The organism is Shewanella sp. SR1, assembly GCF_020447145.1.
GTDB lineage: Bacteria > Pseudomonadota > Gammaproteobacteria > Enterobacterales > Shewanellaceae > Shewanella > Shewanella baltica.
Genome location: NZ_JAJAEF010000005.1, coordinates 144863 through 170292, shown reverse-complemented (window position 1 = coordinate 170292; position 25430 = coordinate 144863). Strand labels below are relative to the sequence as shown.

General features: G+C 46.7%; 21 protein-coding genes and 1 tRNA gene. 13 read left to right on the top strand and 9 right to left on the bottom strand.

Annotated features, from left to right (window positions below):
* The first annotated feature begins 213 nt into the window (after nt 1-213).
* The 7 genes from KV201_RS06570 (at nt 214) to gabT (ending at nt 8725) form a co-directional block, all read left to right on the top strand.
* Nucleotides 214-1314, top strand: a complete 1101-nt coding sequence (locus tag KV201_RS06570; RefSeq protein WP_006080697.1) for a polyamine ABC transporter substrate-binding protein — start codon at nt 214-216, stop codon at nt 1312-1314.
* 178 nt (nt 1315-1492) lie between these two features.
* A complete protein-coding gene (gene potA / locus KV201_RS06565) occupies nt 1493-2629 on the top strand; it encodes a polyamine ABC transporter ATP-binding protein (RefSeq protein ID WP_006080699.1) in 1137 nt (378 codons plus the stop codon).
* Nucleotides 2626-3531: an ABC transporter permease subunit gene (locus KV201_RS06560; RefSeq protein ID WP_006080701.1), complete on the top strand. Its 906-nt coding sequence runs from the start codon at nt 2626-2628 to the stop codon at nt 3529-3531. The genes potA and KV201_RS06560 overlap by 4 nt, the downstream gene beginning before the upstream one ends.
* Entirely contained in the window at nt 3528-4343 is an 816-nt protein-coding gene (locus tag KV201_RS06555) for an ABC transporter permease subunit (protein ID WP_006080702.1), read from the top strand. The genes KV201_RS06560 and KV201_RS06555 overlap by 4 nt, the downstream gene beginning before the upstream one ends.
* Before the next feature lie 286 nt (nt 4344-4629).
* A complete protein-coding gene (locus KV201_RS06550) occupies nt 4630-5916 on the top strand; it encodes an FAD-binding oxidoreductase (RefSeq protein WP_226058857.1) in 1287 nt (428 codons plus the stop codon).
* A gap of 50 nt (nt 5917-5966) precedes the next feature.
* Nucleotides 5967-7415 carry an NADP-dependent succinate-semialdehyde dehydrogenase gene (gene gabD, locus KV201_RS06545; protein ID WP_011846117.1) on the top strand — a complete coding sequence of 483 codons (1449 nt, stop codon included), beginning with the start codon at nt 5967-5969 and terminating at the stop codon, nt 7413-7415.
* A 32-nt stretch (nt 7416-7447) separates the two neighbouring features.
* On the top strand, nt 7448-8725 hold the full coding sequence (gene gabT, locus KV201_RS06540) for a 4-aminobutyrate--2-oxoglutarate transaminase (protein WP_226058856.1): 1278 nt from the start codon (nt 7448-7450) through the stop codon (nt 8723-8725).
* 148 nt (nt 8726-8873) lie between these two features.
* On the opposite strand, the gene KV201_RS06535 is transcribed toward gabT, so the two are convergent.
* Both KV201_RS06535 and KV201_RS06530 read right to left on the bottom strand, forming a co-directional pair.
* The gene (locus tag KV201_RS06535) at nt 8874-9881 is read right to left on the bottom strand and encodes an LLM class flavin-dependent oxidoreductase (RefSeq protein ID WP_226058855.1); all 1008 of its coding nucleotides are present in this window, start codon (nt 9879-9881) and stop codon (nt 8874-8876) included.
* Nucleotides 9882-10413: 532 nt separating this feature from the next.
* Nucleotides 10414-11967, bottom strand: a complete 1554-nt coding sequence (locus KV201_RS06530) for a peptide MFS transporter (RefSeq protein WP_006085023.1) — start codon at nt 11965-11967, stop codon at nt 10414-10416.
* 756 nt (nt 11968-12723) lie between these two features.
* Between KV201_RS06530 and mak the strand changes: the two genes are divergently transcribed.
* A complete protein-coding gene (gene mak, locus KV201_RS06525) occupies nt 12724-13620 on the top strand; it encodes a fructokinase (RefSeq protein WP_226058854.1) in 897 nt (298 codons plus the stop codon).
* Nucleotides 13621-13851: 231 nt separating this feature from the next.
* A complete protein-coding gene (locus KV201_RS06520) occupies nt 13852-15972 on the top strand; it encodes a methyl-accepting chemotaxis protein (RefSeq protein ID WP_006085035.1) in 2121 nt (706 codons plus the stop codon).
* Nucleotides 15973-16120: 148 nt separating this feature from the next.
* Here KV201_RS06520 and KV201_RS06515 read toward each other — a convergent pair whose 3' ends face one another.
* The 6 genes from KV201_RS06515 to rpsU all read right to left on the bottom strand — a co-directional run bounded on the left by KV201_RS06515 (nt 16121) and on the right by rpsU (nt 21432).
* Nucleotides 16121-16486 (bottom strand): hypothetical protein, encoded by a 366-nt coding sequence (locus KV201_RS06515; protein WP_226058853.1) that lies wholly within the window; start codon nt 16484-16486, stop codon nt 16121-16123.
* Between the two features lie 169 nt (nt 16487-16655).
* A tRNA-Ile gene (locus KV201_RS06510) sits at nt 16656-16732 on the bottom strand.
* Nucleotides 16733-16987: 255 nt separating this feature from the next.
* The gene (gene rpoD, locus KV201_RS06505; protein WP_006080722.1) at nt 16988-18823 is read right to left on the bottom strand and encodes an RNA polymerase sigma factor RpoD; all 1836 of its coding nucleotides are present in this window, start codon (nt 18821-18823) and stop codon (nt 16988-16990) included.
* A gap of 135 nt (nt 18824-18958) precedes the next feature.
* Nucleotides 18959-20683: a DNA primase gene (dnaG, locus tag KV201_RS06500; RefSeq protein ID WP_226058852.1), complete on the bottom strand. Its 1725-nt coding sequence runs from the start codon at nt 20681-20683 to the stop codon at nt 18959-18961.
* 83 nt (nt 20684-20766) lie between these two features.
* Nucleotides 20767-21210, bottom strand: coding sequence for a GatB/YqeY domain-containing protein (locus KV201_RS06495; RefSeq protein ID WP_006080724.1), 444 nt, complete (start codon nt 21208-21210; stop codon nt 20767-20769).
* A 6-nt stretch (nt 21211-21216) separates the two neighbouring features.
* On the bottom strand, nt 21217-21432 hold the full coding sequence (gene rpsU, locus KV201_RS06490; protein WP_006080725.1) for a 30S ribosomal protein S21: 216 nt from the start codon (nt 21430-21432) through the stop codon (nt 21217-21219).
* A gap of 215 nt (nt 21433-21647) precedes the next feature.
* On the opposite strand from rpsU, the gene tsaD reads away from it, so the two are divergent.
* Complete coding sequence (tsaD, locus tag KV201_RS06485) at nt 21648-22664, top strand: tRNA (adenosine(37)-N6)-threonylcarbamoyltransferase complex transferase subunit TsaD (protein ID WP_006080726.1); 1017 nt, start codon at nt 21648-21650, stop codon at nt 22662-22664.
* A gap of 95 nt (nt 22665-22759) precedes the next feature.
* Here the strand turns inward: tsaD and plsY are convergent, their stop codons facing one another.
* On the bottom strand, nt 22760-23371 hold the full coding sequence (gene plsY, locus KV201_RS06480; RefSeq protein ID WP_006080727.1) for a glycerol-3-phosphate 1-O-acyltransferase PlsY: 612 nt from the start codon (nt 23369-23371) through the stop codon (nt 22760-22762).
* A 268-nt stretch (nt 23372-23639) separates the two neighbouring features.
* Here plsY and folB point away from each other — a divergent pair, with 268 nt between their 5' ends.
* The 3 genes from folB to KV201_RS06465 all read left to right on the top strand — a co-directional run bounded on the left by folB (nt 23640) and on the right by KV201_RS06465 (nt 25382).
* Complete coding sequence (gene folB / locus KV201_RS06475; RefSeq protein WP_006080728.1) at nt 23640-23990, top strand: dihydroneopterin aldolase; 351 nt, start codon at nt 23640-23642, stop codon at nt 23988-23990.
* 69 nt (nt 23991-24059) lie between these two features.
* Complete coding sequence (gene folK / locus KV201_RS06470; RefSeq protein ID WP_006080729.1) at nt 24060-24563, top strand: 2-amino-4-hydroxy-6-hydroxymethyldihydropteridine diphosphokinase; 504 nt, start codon at nt 24060-24062, stop codon at nt 24561-24563.
* An 18-nt stretch (nt 24564-24581) separates the two neighbouring features.
* A complete protein-coding gene (locus tag KV201_RS06465) occupies nt 24582-25382 on the top strand; it encodes an undecaprenyl-diphosphate phosphatase (RefSeq protein WP_226058851.1) in 801 nt (266 codons plus the stop codon).
* Nucleotides 25383-25430: the final 48 nt, after the last annotated feature.

Here is a 25430-nt window from a genome sequence, read left to right as displayed (position 1 = left end):
TGCAATACCGATGCCTCAAAAATTTGGCACGAAACCTGATACTTAACAAATTGCAGCAAGATATAAAGGTGGCATGGAACTCATGCCGTAGAGACTGCCGATGCGGTTTGTAAGGTGTAGCATTGGTCGAAAATAACAACAATATCCGGATAGCCCGGTGACACAATTTCAGAATTTGCTTAAGCAATTCTGCTACCCGAGAAAGGAGAAAGCATGAAGCTATTTAATAAGATGACCACTCTAGCTCTGGTCACTGCGAGCGTATTAGCGAGCGCAGCGGCCCAAGCGGAAGAAGTGGTTCGCGTGTATAACTGGTCAGATTATATCGCGGAAGATACCTTAGACAACTTCAAGAAAGAAACGGGCATTCGGGTGATTTACGATGTGTTCGATAGTAACGAAGTGCTTGAGGCTAAATTACTGTCTGGTCGTAGTGGCTACGATATCGTTGTTCCTTCTAACCACTTTCTCGCTAAGCAAATCAAAGCGGGTGCTTTCAAACCTTTAGATCGCGCTAAGCTACCTAATTTCAAAAATTTAAATCCAGCCCTGATGAAGCTACTTGAGAAAGCCGATCCGGGTAACCAGTATGCCGTGCCTTATTTATGGGGAACCAATGGTATTGGTTACAACATAGATAAAGTGAAAGCGGCTGTGGGTGAAGATGCGCCATTCAACTCAATGGAACTGATCTTCAATCCTAAATATGCTGAAAAAATCTCTAAGTGTGGCTTTGCTATGCTGGACTCTGCCGACGATATGGTGCCTCAAGCACTGATTTATTTAGGTTTAGATCCTAACAGCTCCAACCCAAGCGATTATGAAAAAGCCGGTGAGTTACTGGAAAAAATCCGTCCTTACGTGACCTATTTCCACTCATCTCGCTATATTTCTGACTTAGCAAACGGTGACATTTGTGTGGCCTTTGGTTTCTCTGGCGACGTATTCCAAGCTAAAGCACGTGCTGAAGAGGCGGGTAATGGCAATAAGATTGGTTACTCGATTCCAAAAGAAGGCGCCAACCTGTGGTTTGATATGTTAGCTATCCCAGCGGATTCGACTAACGCAGATAATGCACTGACGCTGATTAACTATTTCCTCCGTCCAGAAGTCATAGCGCCTATCTCTAACTATGTGGCCTATGCTAACCCGAACGATCCTGCCCAACCTCTGGTTGATGAGGCTATCCGCACCGATCCCGCGATTTATCCACCGCAAGAAGTGTTAGATAAACTTTATATTGGTGAAATCCGTCCTTTGAAAATCCAACGCGTATTAACCCGTGTTTGGACCAAAGTGAAGTCAGGACAATAGTCGATAAGGGGCAAGCCTAGCTTGCCCCTAGCTTGGCAGACTTGCTATGTCCAATCCTATGCATAGTTCATCCACGTATAGGATTTGACACAGTTTGGTTAACCTCTTTTCATTCATTAATCGTGTTGAACCCAGAGTTTGAGCGTATTGACGCATCATTTTCGGGTGGAGAAGTACTATGGCAATCACCTCGGGCGTCACCAATAAACCGACAACAAAGACGCAAGAAAAAGTACTGCTCAGAATTGAGCGGGTAAGCAAGTTATTCGATGACGTGCGGGCTGTCGACGACGTGTCATTAACCATCAATAAAGGCGAAATCTTTGCTTTACTCGGCGGCTCAGGCTCGGGTAAGTCGACGTTATTGCGTATGTTAGCGGGATTTGAAAAGCCCACCTCTGGCCGTATTTTCCTCGATGGCGAAGACATCACAGATTTACCTCCCTATGAACGTCCGATCAATATGATGTTCCAATCCTATGCTTTGTTTCCCCACATGACAGTGGCACAAAACATTGCCTTTGGTTTGAAGCAAGACAAGTTACCTAAGGCCGAGATTGAGCAGCGCGTACAAGACATGCTCAAGCTAGTACACATGGAGCAATACGGTAAACGTAAGCCGCATCAGTTATCCGGTGGTCAACGTCAGCGTGTAGCCTTGGCCCGTTCACTGGCAAAACGGCCGAAATTATTACTGCTCGATGAGCCTATGGGCGCATTGGACAAAAAACTGCGTACCCAGATGCAACTCGAAGTGGTGGAAATTCTTGAGCGTGTCGGTGTGACCTGCGTGATGGTGACCCACGATCAGGAAGAAGCCATGACAATGGCGGGACGCATTTCCATTATGAGCGACGGTTGGATTGCCCAAACTGGCTCGCCCATGGATATTTACGAAAGCCCGAACAGCCGCATGATTGCCGAGTTTATCGGCACTGTGAACTTGTTTGGTGGCGCGATTGAAGTGGATGAAGTCGACCATTTGATCATTAAACCTAATGAGTTGGCTCAATCTTTTTATGTCGGTTACGGTGTGTCGACCAACGTAGAAGACAAGAATGTGTGGCTCGCTGTGCGTCCGGAAAAGACTATCATTAGCCGTGAACAGCCTGAAGGTCAGTACAACTGGGCGAAAGGAATCGTACACGATATCGCGTATTTAGGCGGTATTTCAGTGTATTACATTCGTTTAGAGAATGGTCAAATAGTACAGTGCAGTATGACTAACCGTGAACGCCGCGCCGATCATGCCACATGGGATGACGAAGTGTTCATCAGTTGGGAGGACACCAGTGGCGTGGTGTTGAGATCATGAAGATACCGACTAAATTAAAGTGGCTCAAAGGCCGCATTTGGACCATAGGGATACCCTATGCTTGGCTGTTATTGTTCTTCGCCTTGCCATTTGCGATTGTCCTTAAACTGAGTTTTTCGACGGCGGCGATTGCGATCCCACCCTATGAAGCCACGTTCCAATATGCCGATGATGTATTAAATATCTTCCTGCATTTTGGTAACTATTTGATGTTGCTTGATGATTCGCTGTATTACATGGCGTATCTCAGCTCATTGAAAATGGCGTTAATTTCGACCATCGGCTGTTTGATTATTGGCTATCCAATGGCCTATGCGATTGCCCGTGCGCCAGCGCGTTTGCAAACCGTATTGCTGCTGTTAGTCATGTTGCCTTCTTGGACCTCATTTTTAATCCGGGTTTACGCTTGGATGGGGATCTTAAGTAACACAGGGATCATCAACCATTCGCTGATGTGGCTGGGAATCATCTCTGAGCCATTACAAATCCTCAATACCAATATTGCCGTGTATATCGGCATTATCTATGCGTATTTACCTTTTATGATTTTGCCCTTGTACGCCACCTTAGTGAAACTCGATATGAGTTTGATTGAAGCAGCGTCTGACTTAGGCTCAAGCCGTTTAAATACCTTTTGGAAAATCACTTTTCCGCTGTCAAAAAGCGGTGTGATTGCCGGTTCTATGTTGGTGTTTATTCCTGCCGTGGGTGAGTTTGTGATCCCTGAGTTACTCGGTGGTCCAGATTCCTTAATGATAGGTCGAGTCTTATGGCAAGAATTCTTCAATAACCGCGACTGGCCTGTGGCTTCGTCACTGGCGATTGTAATGCTGGGCTTATTGATTATTCCTATTACCTTATTCCATCGCTATCAGGCGCGTAGTTTGGAGAAAGACCTATGAAAAAGTTAAGTTTTTCTTCAGCGATGTTGTGGTTTGGCTTGTTCTTCCTTTATGCACCTATGTTAGTGCTGGTGATTTACTCCTTTAACGACTCTAAATTAGTGACGGTATGGGGCGGATTTTCACCTAAATGGTATGGCGAGTTATTTCAAGACCAACAGATTTTAGACGCAGTATGGACCAGTTTGCGGATTGCCTTTTATAGCTCAACCATGGCGGTGATTATTGGCACTATGGCGGCTTTTGTGATGACGCGCTTTAAGCGTTCATGGGCGAAGCTGACATTATCGAACATGATCACAGCACCACTGGTTATGCCAGAGGTGATCACAGGTCTGTCTTTGCTACTGCTATTTGTGCACATGGCCGACTTGTTTGGTTGGCCGAAAGAGCGCGGGATGTTAACTGTGTGGATTGCGCATTCGACCTTCTGCGCTGCCTATGTGGCTGTGGTTGTGTCGTCAAGATTGCGCGAGCTGGACATGTCTATCGAAGAAGCGGCAATGGACTTAGGGGCAACACCGCTGAAGACCTTCTTCCTCATCACAGTGCCTATGATTTCGCCGGCGCTGGTGGCGGGTTGGTTGTTGTCATTCAGTTTGTCCTTGGACGATTTAGTGATCGCAAGCTTTGCCTCGGGCCCAGGTGCAACGACGCTACCTATGGTGGTGTTCTCCTCGGTACGTTTAGGGGTTTCGCCTAAGATCAACGCTTTAGCGACACTGATCATTCTGTGTGTTTCGTTAATCGCCTTCTTGTCTTGGTATATGGCAAGGCGGGCAGAGAAACGCGACCGCACACCGATGAACTAGTTTGCTTAATCTTGGGGTGGCTTTGGTATCGCCAAAGCCACCCTTGTTAATTGTCACCGCTCCCATCATCCGCTTCGCTTTGCAGGCTTGTTCTGCGACTCGACACCATTAATATGACATCGCTAAGCTTAAGTAGCATGACATCATTGAGCTTAAGATTATTGCGTGTTTGAAATATCAAACAAAATGTAAATTATTGCACTTTTCTGGCTAGTGTTTCGTTTTCTGAAGGTGTAGGATGTGATGGCTGTTTAAAATAATGAACATTAGAATTCAAGGGAACAACATGTCTGCCATAGCTCACGCTGGATCATATTATGCGGCATCGGCCAACGATAAGGTTGAACGTCCGTGTCTACAGGAATCGATTGAAGCCGATGTTTGTGTGATTGGCGCGGGTTATACGGGCCTTTCTGCCGCGCTGCATTTATTAGAATCTGGCTTTAGTGTGGTGGTGTTAGAAGCCGCTCGCATTGGCTGGGGCGCCTCGGGCCGTAATGGCGGACAAATCGTCAATAGTTTTAGCCGTGACATTGATACTATTGAAAAAACAGTCGGCAAAGAACAAGGTAAACTCTTTGGCCAAATGGCTTTTGAGGGCGGGAAAATCATCCGCGATCGGATTGCTAAGTACAACATTCAATGCGATCTAAAAGATGGTGGCGTGTTTGCCGCGATGAACGAAAAACAAATGGGTCATCTGCGCCATCAAAAGCAACTGTGGGAAAGCCACGGTCATGTTAATCAGCTCGAACTTCTCGATGCCAAAGGCATTCGCGGTGTGGTAAATACTGAGCGCTATGTCGGTGGTCTGCTCGATAAAAGCGGCGGCCATATTCACCCGCTTAACTTAGCTCTTGGCGAAGCGCGCGCGGTCGAATCCCTCGGCGGCAAGATTTTTGAAGACTCAGCAGTGCTGAGTGTCGATGAAGGCGATAGCCCAGTTGTGCATACGGCGCAGGGCAGTGTCAAAGCCAAGTTTGTGGTCGTGGCGGGTAATGCTTATTTAGGTAAGTTAATGCCAGAGCTGCAGGCGAAATCTATGCCCTGCGGCACGCAAGTGATTACCACTGAGCCTTTGAGCGACGATCTGGCGGCGAGCTTATTACCGCAGGATTACTGCGTCGAAGACTGTAACTATCTGCTCGATTATTTCCGCCTGTCTGGCGACAAGCGGATGATTTACGGCGGCGGCGTAGTGTATGGCGCCCGCGATCCGGCGGACATTAAGTCGATCATTATTCCGAACATGCTTAAAACCTTCCCGCAATTAAAAGATGTGAAGATCGATTATGCGTGGACGGGTAACTTCCTACTGACGCTATCGCGCCTGCCACAGGTCGGTCGTATCGGTAAGAACATCTATTATTCACAGGGTTGCAGTGGCCACGGTGTCACTTATACCCATCTGGCAGGCAAGTTACTGGCCGAAATGCTCAACGGCCAAGCCACGCGCTTCGACGCCTTTGCTGCATTGCCACATTATCCATTCCCCGGTGGTCACGCACTTCGCGTCCCTTTTAGTGCTATCGGAGCTTGGTATTACACGTTAAGAGACAAACTGGGTCTCTAATATCATCACTTTTAAGAAGCTAGGTAGCTTCACAATACGAGGAAATCCTTGTGCAATTAAATGATCCGAGTTTGCTACATCAACAGTCTTTTATTAATGGTCAATGGTGTGATGCCGTTTCTGGTGACACGCTAAAGGTGGTTAATCCCGCAACCAATGCCCTGATTGGTCATGTTCCTAATATGGGACAAGTTGAAACTGAGATGGCGATTAAGGCGGCAGAAGCGGCTTTACCTGCATGGCGAGCGCTCACAGCCAAAGAGCGCGGCGCTAAGTTAAGGCGTTGGTTTGAATTACTCAATGAAAATAGTGATGACTTAGCATTGCTCATGACGACTGAGCAGGGTAAACCGCTAGCAGAAGCCAAAGGTGAAGTAACCTATGCCGCTTCGTTTATCGAGTGGTTTGCCGAAGAAGCGAAACGTATTTATGGCGATACCATTCCCGGACATCAAGGGGATAAGCGCTTGATGGTGATCAAGCAGCCTGTCGGTGTAACTGCCGCGATAACGCCGTGGAACTTTCCTGCGGCTATGATCACCCGCAAAGCCGCTCCAGCGTTAGCTGCGGGTTGCACTATGGTGGTAAAACCGGCGCACCAAACACCATTTACCGCATTAGCGATGGCTGAACTCGCTAAGCGTGCCGGTATTCCTGCGGGCGTATTTAGTGTGTTAACGGGTGATGCGGTGCAGATTGGTAATGAAATGTGCAGCAACCCGATAGTGCGTAAGCTGTCTTTCACTGGCTCAACCAATATCGGTATTAAATTAATGGCGCAATGTGCGCCTACCTTAAAAAAACTGTCGCTAGAGCTTGGCGGCAATGCACCATTTATCGTGTTTAACGATGCCAATATCGATGCCGCTGTCGAAGGCGCCATGATTGCTAAATATCGTAATGCCGGCCAAACCTGTGTCTGCGCTAACCGCATTTATGTGCAAGATGGCGTATACGACGAGTTCGCCTTAAAACTCAGCACTGCAGTGGGCAAGCTTAAGGTTGGAGAGGGCATCAACGAGGGCGTCACTACGGGTCCGTTGATCAATGCTGCCGCGGTCGAAAAAGTGCAAAGTCACCTTATCGATGCCATCGCCAAAGGTGCATCTGTGCTCGCTGGCGGTAAAGTCCACGACCTTGGCGGTAATTTCTTCGAGCCAACCGTGCTTACTAACGTTGATAAAAGCATGCTCGTTGCCCGCGAAGAAACCTTTGGTCCACTCGCGCCGCTGTTTAAATTCAGCGATGTCGACGATGTGATTAAACAGGCTAACGATACTGAATTTGGCCTTGCCGCTTATTTCTATGGCCGCGATATTTCACTGGTGTGGAAAGTCGCCGAAGCCTTGGAATACGGCATGGTTGGGGTCAACACTGGTTTGATTTCGACGGAAGTCGCACCCTTTGGCGGGATGAAATCCTCTGGACTGGGCCGCGAAGGTTCTAAGTACGGCATCGAAGAATATTTAGAAATGAAGTACATCTGCATGTCCGTTTAATACGGTCCGATTTGGCGTGTGAGGAACACTAAATGACAACAACCAATGATTCATTGATGGCACGTCGCCAAGCCGCAGTTGCGGGTGGTGTCGGGCAAATTCACCCAATCTTTACCGCGCGCGCCGAAAACGCGACCGTGTGGGATGTTGAAGGGCGCGAGTTTATCGATTTTGCGGGCGGCATTGCTGTGCTTAATACCGGTCATCTTCACCCTAAAGTGAAGGCGGCGGTTGCGGCTCAGCTGGATAATTTCTCTCATACTTGTTTTATGGTGCTCGGTTACGAGAGCTATATCCAAGTGTGTGAAAAGCTCAATCAACTGGTGCCTGGGGATTTTGCCAAGAAGACAGCATTATTCACTAGTGGTTCAGAAGCGGTTGAAAACGCAGTTAAAGTGGCGCGTGCCTATACCAAACGTGCTGGCGTGATTGCGTTTACCTCTGGCTACCATGGTCGCACTATAGCAGCCTTGGCACTGACCGGAAAAGTCGCGCCTTACAGTAAAGGTATGGGGCTGATGTCGGCGAATGTGTTCCGCGCCGAATTCCCCTGCGAGATGCACGGCGTGTCCGATGATGATGCTATGGCTTCGATTGAACGTATCTTTAAAAATGATGCCGAGCCAAGTGATATTGCCGCCATTATTTTAGAGCCAGTACAGGGCGAGGGTGGTTTTTATGCCGCATCACCTGCTTTTATGCAGCGGTTGCGGGCATTGTGTGATCGTGAAGGCATTATGCTGATCGCCGATGAAGTGCAAACGGGGGCTGGCCGTACTGGCACTTTCTTTGCCATGGAGCAAATGGGTGTGAGTGCGGATATCACCACTTTTGCTAAATCTATTGCGGGTGGTTTCCCACTTTCTGGCATTACTGGCCGCGCGCAAGTGATGGGTGCGATTGGTCCGGGTGGTCTTGGCGGTACGTATGGTGGCAGCCCGTTAGCGTGCGCCGCAGCGCTTGCTGTCATTGAAGTGTTTGAAGAAGAAAAACTGTTAGATCGTGCCAATACCATAGGTAGGCGCATTAAGTCTGCATTGAATGTGATGCAAGTCGAGCATGCACAAATCGCCGATGTGCGTGGTTTAGGCGCGATGATCGCCATTGAATTAATGGAAGATGGCAAGCCTGCACCGCACTATTGCGCGCAAGTGTTGGCTGATGCCCGTGACCGTGGATTGATTTTATTATCCTGCGGCACTTACGGTAATGTGCTGCGTATTTTGGTGCCATTAACCGCGCCGGATGCACAAATTGATGCAGGCCTTGGTATCCTCAAAGCCAGCTTCGATGCCGTACTGAAAAGCTAATTTTGCTTTGATATAAAGCTGTTTTAGATGATAGTTTTACATAATACAAATCCCGCTTCGGCGGGATTTTTTATGGAAGTTGCGATTGTTTTGGCGTTTGCCATTTTTACTGCCAATGGCTTTCAGCACGAGTCAGTTTACTGAATCGCTACTGTTTAATCTCCATTAGGATCTGCAGCGCTTTTTTGCGTTTATCAAGATCGTACAAGTCGTTGGTGAAGATAAACTCATTCACGCCAAGTTCTTTGACGATCATTTCCAAACGATGTTTAATCGTCGCTGGGCCGCCAATGACAGATAAACCTAAGAAATTATCGACATAGGTTTCTTCCTGCGCACTCCATAAGCCATCCATTGTTTCAACCGGAGGTTTTAACCATAACTCGTGACCACGGATAAGTGCCAGCACGCGCTGTTTCGAGGTCGTGCCCAGAAATTGCGCCTCTTCATCAGTGTCGGCGGCAACGAGCGGCAAACCTAACATCACATAGGGCTTATCAAGCACTTGAGAAGGTTTAAAGTCGCGACGATAGATTTCAATCGCATCGTAAAGAAAACGTGGGGCAAAGTGGCCCGCAAACACATAGGGCAAACCGCGCTGCGCCGCTAACTGCGCGCTAAAGAGACTTGAGCCCAATAACCAAATCGGCACATTAGTGCCTTCTCCAGGAATCGCTCGCACCGCATGGCGACCATTGTAAGGGCCGAGTAAGGTTTGTAATTCACTGACTTCTTCAGGGAATTGTTCGGCGCGACTGGTATCGCGGTTCAGTGCTCGGCTGGTAACTTGATCGCTGCCGGGTGCGCGTCCCAGTCCTAAATCGATACGACCAGGATAGAGACTTTCAAGGGTGCCGAACTGTTCGGCGACCACTAATGGCGCATGGTTTGGCAGCATAATGCCACCCGCGCCGACGCGAATACGCTGCGTATTGCCAGCAATATAACCAATTAATACTGAGGTCGCCGCGCTGGCGATACCGGGCATATTGTGGTGTTCGGCAAACCAAAAACGATTAAAGCCGAGGCGATCGGCTTCCTTGGCATACTGCAAACTGTTGTGCAGCGTTTCACCCACAGTCGAACCTTGGCGCATGGGCGCGAGTTCCAGTAGCGAGAAGGGAATATCGGCCAATATTGATGTCGGTTGTGACATAGTGTCTCCAAGTGACTGCCGTCTTTTGCTAGCGAAAACATTCTGCGCTAACTGTGTAAGTCGCATTGCTAGTGGCATTGTTAGGCGGATAGCGAAGAACAAGCGTTAACGGCTCAGTCTTGATGAATAAAAGGTATTCAGTGATATTGATATGGGGCTAAGTACCGCGCTTCTCAAGCTTGAACGGCTAACTCTTTTCCCCCTTCGTTATTTCATTAGTCATGTCAATTTGAGTTTGCACTTGAGCAGCGCTATTAAACCAGATGCGTCCGAGTCCATACTTGCTTTGTAACAAATCGAGACGGTGAAGTCATCCCAGCGTGAGGGACGATAATGTGGAACTGAAGATCTTATTCTCAGCAACTCAGCGCTAGGCCTGTCACTGCGGGATTGGGTGAGGTTTGCTACAGTTCATTTGGTTATGAGTTGCAACACAAGGGTATAACTAAGTGAAGTGATAGAAAACTGCCGATAGCAGGGCTATCGGCAGTTGATGTTATGCAATAGATAAATCGCTATTGTCAGTCGAGCATTACTGTTCGGCTTTCACATCCCTTAGCGATGCCGCAGCACTTTCATTCTCAGTATTATTATGTGAATGGTGAGTCTCAGTCAGGCGACGCATTAGCGGCAATACCGCAAGGGCGATAAAGGTACAGACCACAGCCGCGATACCCAATTTATTAAATAGGCTGGTGTATACGGGTAAGGTTTGCAGTGGATCGACTAAATCTTTTGGTACACTGGCGAAGTTAGCGACCACACCGCCCAGATACTGTGAAATACCTGAGGCGACGAAATAGGCGCCCATCATAAAGCCGCCCATACGCGCAGGTACGTAGCGGGCAATCATGGCAAGACCAAGACCACTCACCAGCAATTCGCCTAAAGAGTAAGAGGCATAGCCCCAGATCATGATCCATGAAGAGGTTTTACCGTTGACGGCGAATTGTCCGGCAAAGCCATAGATAAAGAAGCCGATAGCGACGACGGCAAAACCGAGGGCAAATTTTGCCGCAATAGAGAAGTCTTTATCATTACGACCCGCCCACGAATAACTCCAAGCCAAGATTGGACTTAACACCATAATCCATAATGGATTTAATGCTTGGAACTGGGCCGGAGACCAAGTCCACAAATGGGTACCAAAGATTTGGAAATCCCAGTCCACGTTACGCAGGGCAAACAGCGCTAATGACGTCGACATTTGCTGATAGAAGATAAAGAAGAACACGGTTTGTACTGTGAGGATCAGCGCCGCAATCAGTCCCGCTCGTTCACTGGTTTCGCTGGTGCGGATCAAGTGGAAGAAAATGGCCAATACGGCTACGCCTGCGGCGTAAACAAAGACACGGGCAACCGCTTCGTATTCAAGAATAATGGCCGAAGCGACTACTGACAACGCGGCTAGAGCTAATACTATCGCGAGGCTTTTCTTGTTCACTGGGCGAGTATCTGGCTCAGAACCGTAATGGACTAAACTCTTACGCATAAGTGCATAGTTGCCTAACCCCACCAATATGCCGACACAACACACGGCAAAGGCGGCATGCCAGCCAAACTCGTTGCCATACTGGGCGTTGACATAATCTTTAATCCAAGGCGTCAGCAACATAGAGAAGGTCGAGCCAACGTTGACCGCCATATAATAGATGGTAAACGCACTGTCGATTTTAGAATCGTCACCTTCGTAAATTTTACGAACTAAGTTACCGGCATTGGGTTTGAACAGGCCGTTACCGACCACAATCACGCCGAGCGCTGAAAACATAAACCACGTATTTTCAGTGGGTACGGCCATCAGCGCATAACCCAGAGACAAAATCCCCGCGCCGAGCAGCATAGTGCGTTTAGTGCCGAGGATCTTATCCCCAACCCAACCACCAATCGCCGGTGATACATAAATGAGCGCCGCACAGGCACTCCATACTAAGTTTGCACGTGAGTCATCAAAGCCAAGGCGCTGCACCATAAAGTACACAATCAGCGCTTGCATGCCGTAATAACCAAAGCGTTCCCATAATTCGATAAGAGACACTGTCATAAATGAATGTGTTTTACTTACCGGAGCAGTCCCAATAGTCATATCGCTTGCTTCCAACATTGTTGTTTTAATATTTGAGCTCAAAAGTATAAGGCGATAACCCAAGCAAACCAATGGCAGAGACTGGCAAAACAGACTTTGTTACAAATGAATTGATGAATTTTAATGTGTGTTTAAGGCTTTGGGCGGTGTTAACAACGATTTTGGGGACGTCAATAAATCCAGCTAAACCTAAAGTCGTCAGCGTCAGTAACAGTGAGATAACACTTTATGTATCGCTGAGTTAGCGGACTGAGGGTTTAATTTTTTCAGACATAGTTATTATCTTATCAACTCAATACGTTCGAGTGATAAACTTAACAAGGCATTTTAAGAAAGCGACTTAACATTGCCAGTTGAAAGACCTGAATTTAACTCATGCGACAGTCCGCTAATGTGAAACAGAGAATGCAGAATTGGCAACAATTTAAACCGTAATTTTGTGAGAAGATAATGATATATGGCTCGTTTTTAGCGGCAGCTCGTCACGTTAGCATGATCATTTTGAGTTTTAACCTTTCCATCAGTTGCTGTGTGAATAGATAAACTGATAATGGTAAGTATTTATCAACTAACCTATTTTTGATTATATTGAGGTTGATTGATGTTAGAGCAGAGGGAATAGTGCGTTTGGCTATCCTAATTTAGATAACTTTAAAATTAAGATTTTTTACTTCCGTAGAGTCCCTACATTTACAGGAATGTATCAAGCTGTTAATGAGCCGCTTTGCGTTAAATATATTGAGATGGAGTAAGTTGATGTTACGAATTGGTATCGATCTTGGCGGCACAAAAATCGAGTTAGTCGCATTGGATGACGATGGTAAAGAAGTGTTTCGTAAACGCATCCCAACGCCAAGAGAATATGTTGCGACAGTCGATGCATTAGTCGCACTCGTGACAGAAGTCGAAGAGAGTCTGCAACAAACCGCCACAATAGGCATAGGTATTCCTGGGGTGATTTCCCCTTTTACTGGCCTAGTTAAAAATGCCAATTCAACGTGGATCAATGGCCATCCCCTCGATGTGGATCTAGGCGCTCGATTAAACCGTAAGGTGAAAATCGCTAATGATGCTAACTGTTTTGCCGTATCAGAAGCGGTCGATGGCGCAGCTGCTGGCAAGTCAGTGGTCTTTGGCGCCATTATTGGTACTGGATGTGGTGCAGGTATCGCCATCAAAGGCCAAGTGCATGATGGTGGTAATGGCATCGGCGGTGAGTGGGGTCATAATCCTTTACCTTGGATGAAAGCCGATGAATTTAATACCACGACGTGTTTTTGTGGTAACAGAGACTGTATCGAGACGTTTATCTCAGGGACGGGTTTTGTACGCGATTTTCGCGCCGCAGGTGGCGTTGCTGACAGCGGTATTGAAATCGCCCAAATGATGCAAGCAGGCGATCCGCTGGCGACTCAAGCTTTTGATCGCTTTATTGATCGTTTAGCCCGCTCATTGGCCCATGTGATCAATATGATGGATCCAGATGTTATCGTCCTTGGCGGCGGAGTGTCCAACATCGATGCCATTTACACTGAATTGCCAAAAGTTTTACCGCGATATGTGGTTGGCCGTGAGTGTCACACTCCGGTTGTTAAAAACTGTTATGGCGCTTCATCGGGCGTACGTGGTGCCGCTTGGTTGTGGGGACGCTAACTTTAACCTTAATTTGAAATAGTGTTTGATATTTAAGGCCGAATTCATTTATTTGAATTTGGCCTTTTTTTTGATTTTGTCATTCTAAAGTTTTACATTTCATTATCAAATCTTTATCTTAAGTGCTGGTAATTCTTACGCTAAGTGCTATTTTTAATGCTGGGTAGAAAGTATAAAAATGAATTAGATCATAATAATTACGCTATTGTCGTTCTCTTGGGAGTTTACTAGATGAAGCATTTGTCCATCAGTACTAAGTTGTTGTGGATTACATCAGCATTATTTTTATCGATAGTGGCTATTTTATCTATCAGTTTATGGTGGACGCTGTCGGCTCAAAACGCACAATTGTCGGATCAAGTTCAAAATACCCTACAAACGGAAACGCGGGATAAACTCGAAGCCCGCGCCGGTGAATATGGTGAAATGGTCGCCGGATTTATCAATGAAGCCTACCGAATTCCTTTCTCTTTTGCGGGTATGCTTGAAAGTACTGCCGAGGAATTACCCTTAAAACGTGACCGCTTAGAACTCGCAGTGGCGGCAGTGCTGAAGAAGAATGCGCAAGTCTCTTCCATGTATGCCCAGTTCGAACCTAATGGTTATGATGGGCTCGACAGTGAGTTTTTGAATGTGAATGTCAGTCACAGTGTGGCGACATCTGGCGCTCTAGAGGTCTATTACACCCGTAACGACGATGGCACTGTGGAGCATAACCAAGTTGAAGATTCGGCAGAAAAGTACCTCACTAGCTTAAATGAGTTTGGGATCCGTGATGCTGAATGGTATTTATGTGGTAAAGAAACCTTAAAACCTTGTTTGATGGAGCCGTATTTATACGAGATCACCCCAGGTAACAAGGCATTAATGACCTCGTTGACTGTGCCCGTGCTTAAACATAAGCAATTTATCGGTATAGTCGGTGTAGATGTAAACTTGCCAGTGTTTCAAACCCTTATCGATAAGTTATCCAAAAGCCTCTACGATGGACAAGCGAAAGTCACTTTGCTGAGCACCCGCGGTTTAGTGGTCGCGGCCAGTCATTACAGTAAAAAGGCGCGTCCATTAGCTGAGTCGATAAATCCTACTCTCGCTTCGCAAATCATCTCTCTGCACAAGAATTCCGGCTACATGGTTAACGATGATGAAATTATTGTTGCCTATCCCATTAAGATCCCGCTAGCGAATGCCGAGTGGTCCTTGGTTATCCAAGTGCCGACTGCACAGGCGTATAAGAGCTCGATTGAGCTAAATAATGATATGGATGAGATGGCGACTTCCTTAGGAAGTTTGCTGCTGATCGTGGGTATTGTGGTATCGATTGCCGCTGTGATTACCATTAGCTTAGTGATCCGTAGCATTATCTCACCATTGAGAATGATCCAAGGCCGGGTAGAGCACCTTGCGAGTGCCGATGGCGATTTAACGCAATCGATTGAGGTTGATTCCCATGCTGAATTGATTGCGCTAGCGAAAGGTTTCAATTCCTTTATTTATAAACTTAAAAATTTGATTGCCGAACTGAAAACGCTTGCGAGCCGCTCTCAGGAGGAAAGCCAAGCCTCGGCGAAAATTGCGCAGCTCACCCGTGACAGTGTGAATCGTCAGTACGGTGAAATTGAGAGTGTGGTAACGGCTGTGAACCAAATGAGTGCTACTGCACTTGAAGTTGCTAAGGCGTCTGAGCAAACTGCGGCTGAAACTGAAGCTATGTCGCGCAATATTCGTCATAGCGAAGAGAGCCTGACTAAGGCAATGGGTTTTGTCGCGACTATGTCTCAGGAGTCTATGGAGGCTAAGCTGGCGGTGAGTAAAGTGGCTGAAAGCAGTATGAACATCAGTCGTATCCTTGAGGTGATAAGCTCCATTGCCGCACAGACTAACCTGTTGGCACTCAATGCGGCGATTGAAGCTGCAAGGGCGGGTGAGCAGGGACGAGGCTTTGCTGTGGTTGCTGACGAAGTCCGCGCGCTAGCATCTAAGACTCAGAGCTCGACGAACGACATTAGTACCCTGATCGACGCACTGCAAAAAGAGGTCCAAAGCGCTTCTGGCATCATAGATAAAGGCGCTGAGCGGGCACAAATGGCCGTATCTCAAACTGAGCAAGCGTTAAACTCATTGAATTCAATGGTGAGTCAGATTGGGGAAATTTCGGGCCAAGTGACCCATATTGCCGCCGCCGCAGAAGAGCAGAGTGCGGTGACTGAAGAGGTTAATCGCAATATCACAGGGATTTCTGACTCTGCTTCTGAGCTTGCACGTCTTGCGGGTGAAGCACAGCAAAGCAGTGTAGTTTTAGCAAACTTAGTGAAGCAGCAGCATGAGCAGTTAGGTAAGTTAAAAACCTAGCACGCAGAGGTTTACTGAATTAGCGCATTGATTTTAAATAGGCTCTTTGATTGTGTTGTTGGTTAAGCACTGATCAAAGGGCCTATTTTTATTATAAGTACTATAAAAAACTATAATTTAAGATAGTTACAAATACTTAAAGTCGTTGTTAGACGCCTTTATTCTCGCAACCAGCTTTGTTCTTATCAATGATAAGGTCACCCTCAACTCTCATACCAATAGAACCAATAAGGAATGAGTGGTTAAGTTGAGTAACGACAAGATCTGTAAGGCCAACAGCACATGTTTCAGTCTCGATAGCTTTATCCATAGCTGTTTTAACATTCGGTATTCCAAAAGGGAAAATAAAAACAGGGTATGAGTCTTCACCCGTTACACGTGCGCCCTTAACGAGATTACCTGAATTTAAATCGAAGTTTTTAGTACTTCCAACAGTCAGATCTGCAACTCGTACAGTACAGCCTGAAATAGTTAGCATTGCCACTGATGTTAGAAGTAAACCAAGTTTTTTCATCATATTTCCTTTGTGATGCTTTTTCTGAAAGCTCTTATAAACTTAGGGCTAAAAAGTTTCTCTAGATATACAAGAGAAGCACTGTTGTGGCTTAGAACATTACTTTACATGTAATGCTTAGATATGAAAAAGGCGTAGCGGTTACTAACCTGCTACGCCTTATCAAAATTGGTGGCCCCTCACGGACTTGAACCGTGGACCTAACGATTATGAGTCGTGTGCTCTAACCAACTGAGCTAAGGGGCCGACTTAAGGTAATCGTCATTACCTGAAGCGGGAGGAAGTATACTAAGCTTACTAACGCTTGTCACCCGTGTTTTGGCTGGAAATTCACGCAACTGATTCAATTGGTTATCTGTTAATCAACTTAAATGCCATCGTCGGCTAAATTTAATGCTTTCATGGCGTGCTTATGCGGACATTGCCGCCGGAGAGGCAATAAAAAGCCCTGCATAGGCAGGGCTTCAAATCTTACTTAGCTGACTTTAGGCTTATAACGGCCTATTCATCTAGGAATGATTTTAAGATTTCTGAGCGTGAAGGGTGGCGCAGTTTGCGCAGTGCCTTAGCTTCAATCTGACGAATACGTTCACGGGTCACGTCGAACTGCTTACCCACTTCTTCAAGTGTGTGGTCAGTGTTCATATCGATACCAAAACGCATACGCAGTACTTTCGCTTCACGGGCGGTTAGACCTGCTAACACTTCGTGAGTGGCGTTTTTCAAGCTTTCGCTGGTCGCTGAATCCAGTGGTAGTTCGAGGGTCGTATCCTCAATAAAATCACCTAAATGCGAATCTTCATCGTCACCGATTGGGGTTTCCATGGAGATAGGTTCTTTAGCGATTTTCAGTACCTTACGGATCTTATCTTCCGGCATCATCATACGCTCAGCCAGTTCTTCAGGTGAAGGCTCACGGCCCATTTCCTGTAGCATTTGGCGAGAGATACGGTTCAGCTTATTGATCGTTTCGATCATGTGTACTGGAATACGGATCGTACGCGCTTGGTCAGCAATAGAACGAGTAATCGCCTGACGGATCCACCAAGTAGCATAGGTCGAGAACTTGTAGCCACGACGGTATTCGAATTTATCCACGGCTTTCATCAAGCCAATGTTACCTTCTTGGATTAAGTCCAAGAATTGCAGACCACGGTTGGTGTATTTCTTCGCGATAGAAATTACCAGACGTAAGTTGGCTTCAACCATTTCTTTCTTCGCACGGCGCGCTTTAGCTTCACCGATTGACATACGACGGTTGATGTCTTTTATGGCAGAAATTGCTAAGCCGGTTTCTTCTTCAACTGCAGCAAGCTTGGTGCGACAACGGATCACGTCGTCTTCAACCATTCTTAGGCCTTCGGCATAAGGTTTAGTTGAGGCTTTCTCAGTGTTGAACCAATCGAGGTTAGTTTCGTTGCCAGTGAAGAGTTTGACGAAGTTTTTCTTCGGCATTTTGGCTTGTTCAACGCACAGTTTTAACACTAAACGCTCTTGAACACGCACGCGATCCATCATAGTGCGCATGCTTTTCACTAAACGGTCAAACTGTTTAGGTACTAAGCGGAATTCTTTGAAGATTTCACCGATTTCGAATAGCGCTTTTACCGATTCAGGGTGTTCACGGCCCTTAGCTTCGATAATTTTCAGTGCACTTTCGTAGGCTGTTCTCAGTTGACCGAATCTTTCGCGTGCTTCTTCAGGATCAGGCCCTTTGTTGCCTTCTTCTTCATCTTCAGTGTCGTCGTCATCTTCTTCGTCATCTTCATCTTCCAGCTCTTCTTCAGATAATTCTGAGCCGATGTGAGTGGCGGTCGGTGCAACGTCTTCGTCCGGGTTAACAAATCCAGAGATAATATCAGATAAGCGCAGTTCGTCGGCTTCAAATTGGTCGAATTGCTCAAGGATCATAGCGATCGCTTGTGGGTATTCGGCGACTGAACTTTGAACTGTGTTGATGCCTTCTTCTATGCGTTTGGCGATAACAATTTCGCCTTCGCGGGTCAGAAGCTCAACGGTACCCATTTCACGCATGTACATGCGCACGGGATCGGTTGTGCGGCCAAGTTCGCTTTCTACTGTTGCCAGTGCGGCAGCGGCTTCTTCAGCGGCATCTTCGTCTGTGTTGTCTTCCGACATCATCATGTCATCGGCATCAGGGGCTTCTTCGAACACCCGGATACCCATGTCATTTATCATCTGGATAATATCTTCGATCTGGTCAGAATCGACCATGTCTGCAGGTAAGTGATCGTTCACTTCTGCATAGGTTAAGTAACCTTGCTCTTTACCTTTGGCAAGCAACAGCTTAAGTTGCGACTGCGGAGTATGATCCATAGATATCATCCAAGTTGGGAAACTGTTACAACGACGGACACTTAGCATGAGCTAAGTGCCGCGCAAATCGTCAATTATAGCCGTGTGCACATGTCTGTGCTAGTCACTGGGACAGTGAATGAGGACATTTTTGCCTCAGTTTAACCCTTTCATGACTGAGATCAGCTTCGAGAGCTGCATCTTCTCTTCTTTAGTATGAGTCTGTTTTAGACTCAATTCCTGATATCGTTGTTCAATATATTGATTGTTCAACCAAACCAGGGTTTGTTTAAACTTTTCGAGCAAGTTTTCATCCGCCACTTGATGGTCCCATTGGGCCAATTTATGGAGAGTGCCGCTGTAAGGGTGCTCTCTGAATTGTTCAAGTAGTTGTGCGCTGTTTAACGTTTGCTCTCGAGTCATCTCCAATAACAGTGGCAGCAATTCTATGCCTGGCATCTGCAAGTGGGCGAGTGCGGGTTGTGGGGGTAAGCCCATACCCAGTTTAGGATGTTGTACTAGCAGTGCGATGGCGAGTCGCAATGGTGTACCGCGTCCTTTTAATCCTTTATTTGCCATTGGTTTAGCTTGTTTCACGCTAAAGCCTAGCTTCTTTTTCATATCTTCTGAGCTGTTCATTCCTAACTTGTGAGCTAAGTTCTCAAGTAGTAAATTTTGCAGCACAGTGTCTTGAATTTTTTCAATTAAGATAAAAGCTTGTTTCGCTAAGTTGCCTTTATCTGTACCGTATTTTGTCGCTAACGTATCAAACAGAAACTCGGGTAGTGCAATGGCTGAAACCATTAAGGTTTCAAATGTATCTTTACCAATCTTACGTACCATAGAATCAGGATCTTCGGCCTGAGGCAGGAACATAAATCGCACTTGATCGCCTGGTTTTAATAATGGCAATGCCGTTTCTAAGGCACGCCAAGCCGCTTCAGTACCCGCTCTGTCGCCGTCGTAACAGCAAATCACTTCATTAGCGCTGCGCAGCAAAAGCTGAAATTGCTCCGCCGTGGTCGAGGTGCCTAATGATGCGACAGCATAATCGACACCAAATTGCGCCAACGCCACCACATCCATATAGCCTTCAACGATCAGTACTTTGTCAGGATCGCGATAGCGTTGCTTTAGTTCATAGAGACCATAAAGCTCATTGCCCTTATGAAATATGGGCGTTTCTGGAGAATTCAAGTATTTGGGTGTGCCATCACCTAAAACTCTGCCACCAAAACCAATGACTCGTCCGCGTCTGTCGCGGATAGGAAACATGAGGCGGTCACGAAATCTGTCGTAACGTTTCCCACTGTCGTTGCTAATTAACATACCCGCAGTCAGTAACTTATCCTGCGCATCTTGATTCTGACGATAGCGGCCCAATAAGCCGTCCCAACCGTCTGGCGCAAAGCCAATACCAAAATGTTCGACTACATCATCGGATAAACCGCGATAGGCAAGATAATCGATAACTTTTTGTTTATCTTGGTGTTGTCTAAGTTGGTTTTGAAAGTAAAGGCTCGCTTCTTCCATGAGTTGGTATAAGTCACGACTTAAACCGTCATCATGTCGCTTGCCTGTGCCTTGTTCTCTGGGAACCTCTAATCCAAGCTGGCCCGCCAAATCTTCAATGGCATCAATAAAATCGAGTCGGTCATACTCCATCACAAAATCGATGGCGTTGCCGTGAGCACCGCAGCCAAAGCAATGATAGAACTGTTTATCACGGCTGACGGTAAACGAAGGTGATTTTTCGCTATGAAAAGGACAACAGGCCGAGTAGTTCTTACCCGCCTTTTTCAAGGGCACCTTACGATCGATAAGTTCGACTATGTCAGTGCGAGCGATTAGCTCATTGATAAAATCACGAGGTATTGCCATTGAGTGCTTAAAATCCCGCCTTGCGCGAATTTAAACAAACAAGCCGCGCATAGGCGCGGCTTGTTCATACAGTGAAACGCTAATTATTGCAATTTAGCACGGATCATAGCGCCGATAGCGCCCATGTCTGCACGTCCTTGCACTTTAGATTTCAATGCTCCCATTACTTTGCCCATATCCGCCATGGCGGATGCACCTACTTCTACAATAGTTGCATCGATGAGCGCCGCGACTTCCGCCTCTGTAAGAGGGGTAGGCAGGAAAGCTTCAATAACTTGAATCTCTGCTGCTTCCACGTCGGCCAACTCGTTACGACCCGCTGCTTCAAATTGAGCAATCGAGTCACGACGTTGTTTCACCATTTTGGTTAAGACCGCTATAACCTGTTCATCAGTCAGAGATTCGCGGGTATCCACTTCAATCTGCTTGATGGCGGCTAATGCCATACGAATAGTGCTCAAGCGCGCCTTCTCTTTGGCGATCATGGCCTGCTTCATGTGGTCTTTTAGCTGATCAATTAGGCTCATATGAGATTAATATAAACGTACGCGACGTGCGTTTTCGCGAGAAAGCTTCTTAGCTAAACGTTTAACTGCAGCTGCTTTTGCGCGCTTACGTGCAGTAGTTGGCTTCTCGTAGAATTCACGAGCACGCACGTCGGCTAAAATACCAGCTTTTTCACAAGAGCGCTTGAAACGACGCAGAGCTACGTCGAATGGTTCGTTTTCACGTACTTTAATAATTGGCATACGCCATCACCCCTTAGGTGTAGGTTGTTCTGGTTCAATTACTCGAACCAAGTCTATTTAAAATGGTGCGGAATTTTATACCGAGACACCTAGGCTTGTAAAGCCCTAAAACTGAGCTCAGTCCTATAGTGGACTCAATATGGCCTGTGCGACTGGAGTAATCGAGCGCTTGCAGGTAGAATTAGCGCCCTTTTGTTAGCAATTGATGAGACACCATGCGGGTTCTAGGTATTGAAACATCTTGTGACGAGACAGGTATCGCCGTCTATGACGATGAACTGGGCTTATTATCGCACACTTTATACAGTCAGGTTAAGTTGCATGCTGACTATGGTGGTGTGGTGCCTGAGTTGGCGTCGCGTGACCATGTACGCAAAATTGTGCCGCTTATTCGTCAAGCGCTGAAAGATGCGAATACTGAAATGGCTGATCTCGACGGGATTGCCTATACCAAGGGCCCAGGTTTAATTGGTGCTTTGCTTGTCGGCGCCTGTGTGGGGCGTTCACTGGCTTTTGCTTGGGACAAGCCTGCAATCGGTGTGCACCATATGGAAGGGCACCTGCTGGCGCCTATGCTCGAAGATGACGCACCTGAGTTCCCCTTTGTGGCCTTATTAGTTTCTGGTGGCCATTCTATGTTGGTTAAAGTCGATGGGATTGGCCGCTATGAAGTGTTAGGTGAGTCGGTTGACGATGCCGCGGGTGAAGCATTCGATAAAACTGCCAAGTTGATGGGGCTGGATTATCCCGGCGGTCCGCGCTTAGCGAAACTGGCCGCTAAAGGCTTACCCGCAGGCTATAAGTTCCCGCGTCCTATGACCGACAGACCCGGACTCGATTTTAGCTTTTCGGGCTTAAAAACCTTTACCGCCAATACCATTGCCGCTGAACCTGACGATGAACAAACTCGTGCCAATATTGCCCGCGCCTTTGAAGAAGCCGTGGTTGATACGCTAGCGATTAAATGTCGCCGTGCGCTGAAGCAAACTGGCTATAACCGCTTAGTGATCGCCGGTGGCGTGAGTGCGAATACGCGTTTGAGGGAAACCTTAGCTGAAATGATGAACTCGCTAGGTGGACAAGTGTTTTATCCCCGCGGTGAGTTTTGTACCGATAACGGCGCCATGATTGCCTTTGCGGGATTACAGCGTTTAAAGGCGGGACAATACGAAGATTTAGCGGTAAAAGGTCAACCTCGCTGGCCGTTAGATACCTTGCCACCTGTGGCATAACACGCCTTTGATGCCGATGTATTAATGCTGAAATAAAAAACTGCGCTTTTAGCGCAGTTTTTTATTGGGGTAATTTTATTGGGCGTAATGTGATCTCAAGATTTTTTTGGACGCTTCTTGCGTGACACTTTAGATTCTTCACCCTTGAGTAAGCGCTGAATATTGTCTTTATGGCGAATGATGATAAGTGTCGACAACATGGCAACGGGAATGGTGAATCTGTCGTCTAGCCACCAAGTATAAAGGGGCGCCAGTAAAGCGGTAAGAATGGCGGCAAGGGACGAGTAGCGGCTAATTAACAATAGGACGACCCAAGATGCCATTAGGCAAATCGCTAAATCATCACCAATGGGGGCCATAGCACCAAAGGCAGTAGCAACGCCTTTGCCACCTTTGAATCCAAAAAATACCGGATAAATATGTCCAAGACAGGCGGCGATGGCGATGAGCCCGAGTGACACTGCATCTATGCCCATGAGATAAGCTAAATAAGAAGGCACTGCACCTTTCAGCATGTCAAAAAAGAGCACCATGGCAGCCGAACTCGCGCCGCCAATTCTTAGTACATTGGTGGCTCCTGGATTGCCTGAACCTTGCAATCTTGGATCGGGTAGACCTCTCATCCTACAAACCAGCACGGCACTTGAGATTGAACCCGCCAAATAGGCGGCCAAAATCATCAAAAGTGTCTGTGTTAATGGACTCACATTGGTTTCCTTACGCGTCTTAAGGTATTATCGCGCAACAATTTAAAAAGCTGACTCAGTTGCCAATCCCGCTTTAGGTTTGTGCGATAACTCGCCTAGTTAGGGCTGAGATATTTTCTGAATGAGCAAATCCTTTTAGGGCGTTATCCTACTGTGGATTGGCTCGAGTAGAAAGTAAATTAGTTATCTGTCAGAAGATTGCGGATTATACAGCTAGGATCGCTTTTAGCTTATCAGACCTCATAGTAGTCAGTTAGTTGGAGAAAGCATGGATAAGGTACTTATACGGCAATTGCGCATTGATACTGTGATTGGTGTCTATGAGTGGGAAAAGAAAATCCATCAGAGCCTGTTATTAGACTTAGACATGGCGTGGGATAACAAACCTGCCGCAGCGACGGATGATTATCAATATGCGCTGTGCTATGAGACAGTTTCCAATCGATTAACCCAACTTGTTACTGAGCATCCAATCGAGTTAATCGAAACGGTTGCCGAGCGAGTGGCCGATTGCCTACTTCAAGAATTTAACGTGACTTGGGTGAAAGTTGTCGTGATGAAGCCAGGCGCGGTAGCGACTGCAGCTTCGGTTGGCGTCGAGATTGAACGTTCACGTTAGATGAGTACTTGATCAACTGCGCTGTTGATTGAGAAATAGTGTTTATCTTCAGATAAATCGGACATTAGCATGGCACGTATTTATATCAGTCTGGGTAGCAATATCGAGCCTGAACAGCATCTGCAAGCAGGATTAACATCGCTGCGAGCGTGTTTCGGGCCGCTGCGCCTCTCTTCTATGTATGAAAGTGAAGCGGTAGGTTTCAGTGGCACTAATTTTTTGAATATGGTTGCTAGCGCTGAAACGGATCTTAATATAGCGGCGGTAGTTGCACAGTTTAAGCAAATCGAGCAGAATCACGGCCGGCTTGCCGGGGCAAAGAAATTTAGCCCAAGAACCTTAGATTTGGACCTGCTGCTTTATGACCATGTGGTATGCCAAACACCTGTTGTGCTGCCCCGTGCTGAGATAGTCAATAATGCCTTTGTGTTATGGCCATTAGCCGAGTTAGCGCCGGAATTGATTCATCCCGTGGTAGATAAAAGCTATGCAAGTTTGTGGCAAGAGTATGACAAAGATTCACAGCGACTTTGGCCTGTGACGTTTGAATGGCCCCCAGGGCTGACGTTTTAATTTATTGATAGGATTGTCATGGATACGTTTCAGGTCATTATTTTAGCGCTTATTCAAGGGCTAACCGAGTTTTTACCTATTTCTAGTTCTGCCCACTTAATTTTACCCGCACAGCTTTTAGGCTGGGAAGATCAAGGTTTATCCTTCGATGTGGCGGTGAATACCGGTTCGTTATTTGCTGTGGTAATTTATTTCAGACACGAGTTATGGACTATGTTTAATGCTTGGATTGCGAGCATTTTCAGAGGTCAACAATCCGAAGACAGCAAGCTGGCGTGGTGGATTATTCTGGCGACCTTGCCAGCGGTGTTTTTTGGTTTTCTGGCAAAGGATTTTATCGCGACTCACCTACGTAATGCTGAGGTCATCGCGGTTACTACCGTCGTATTTGGTTTATTGTTGTGGTGGGCCGATAAGATGTCGCGCCGCGATTTAACGGTTTATCAGACGGGCTGGCGTAAAGCCTTGTTAATTGGTTTCGCGCAGGCATTGGCCTTGATCCCAGGGACTTCGCGCTCTGGTGCCACTATGACAGCGGCGCTAATGTTAGGCTTAAGTCGTGATGCAGCGGCCCGCTTTTCATTCTTAATGTCAGTTCCTGTGAGTTTAGGCGCGGCGATTTTAGTGGGTAAAGACCTGGCGAAAAGTGAGCTTCCGATTGATTATCAAGCGTTAATCCTAGGAACTATGATTTCGTTTGTTGCAGCTTATGCCTGTATTCATTACTTCTTAAAAATCATCAGCCGCATGGGAATGACACCGTTTGTGATCTATCGTTTAGCACTAGGTGCAGTCTTGTGTGGATTTATCTTCTTCTAGCCACGCGAGTTTGGTCATCATAGTGAGATAATAAATCATAGAATCGGG